Here is a 919-nt window from a genome sequence, read left to right as displayed (position 1 = left end):
ATTGTGCGCCCATAAGGCGCATCAGTTTTCCCCGTTAAGCCGGGGGGCTTCAAGGGTATCGAAGCCATGTCACCCAACTTATCCAAAAGGGAAACCCAATGGGGAGTGTAGCATGTTGGGAAAGTCGCGAGTTGGTGAGCTAACACACCACGACTGAGCGGCGAGACATAAAGGTAAGTACGAGGATGAAAGCTAAACTGCTTAAAGTCTAGTCTTAGCGGGGCCATGTTTCCCGGCAGGAAAGTTAGCTGCTACCTGCACTCAGCGCTCTGGCAGCAATAGATTGAATGCTGTCAGACACTTCGAATAGATAGATGCTATAATTCGAGGTGATACCCAAGCTTCTCTAGCGCTGGCGCACACCTGGATAGGTGGAACGGACGAAAGGACCATCCGACAACTTATCGTGCTTGGACTGATGTGACTAAATGGGGATTACCTAAGTGGGAACGCCGAGTAGGCTATATCCTGCAGAGGATTGAATATCCCATATGGTAACGGAGTCTCCGTAGTAGTCCGAGGCAGGGAAAGCCTGTCACATGGCGAAGGGAGACAGCTTGTCGGTATAAAATTTGCGGAAAGGAGCGCAAGGCTCCATGAATTCTAGCGAAACTTTATACCTATTGACCAAGATATCCAGTGAGAAACCTGATTACGTGTACGAACGGGTCTATCGTCATTTCTATAACCCTGACTTTTACCTTCGAGCCTACGATAACCTCTATGCAAACAACGGTAGTGGAACAGCAGGTATCGACGGAGAAACAGCTGACAAATTCAGCATGGAAAAAGTCAGATCACTTATTGAACTGATGAAAAATGAATCGTATCAACCGCAACCAGTACGGAGGGTTTACATCCCAAAGAAGAACGGGCAAAAACGTCCTCTCGGGATACCCTCCTTCTCGGATAGAATCAT

1 pseudogene is annotated in these 919 nt (G+C 48.0%); it reads left to right on the top strand.

Annotated elements, in window-relative coordinates:
• Window positions 1-596 precede the first annotated feature (596 nt).
• Window positions 597-919: pseudogene (locus NLX71_RS26280) on the top strand (group II intron reverse transcriptase/maturase); the annotation flags it as partial.

Source organism: Paenibacillus sp. MZ04-78.2 (genome assembly GCF_024213375.1).
Classification (GTDB): Bacteria; Bacillota; Bacilli; order Paenibacillales; family NBRC-103111; genus Paenibacillus_G.
The sequence above is the reverse complement of the archived record's forward strand: the minus strand, read 5'-3'. Positions and strand labels throughout refer to the sequence as shown.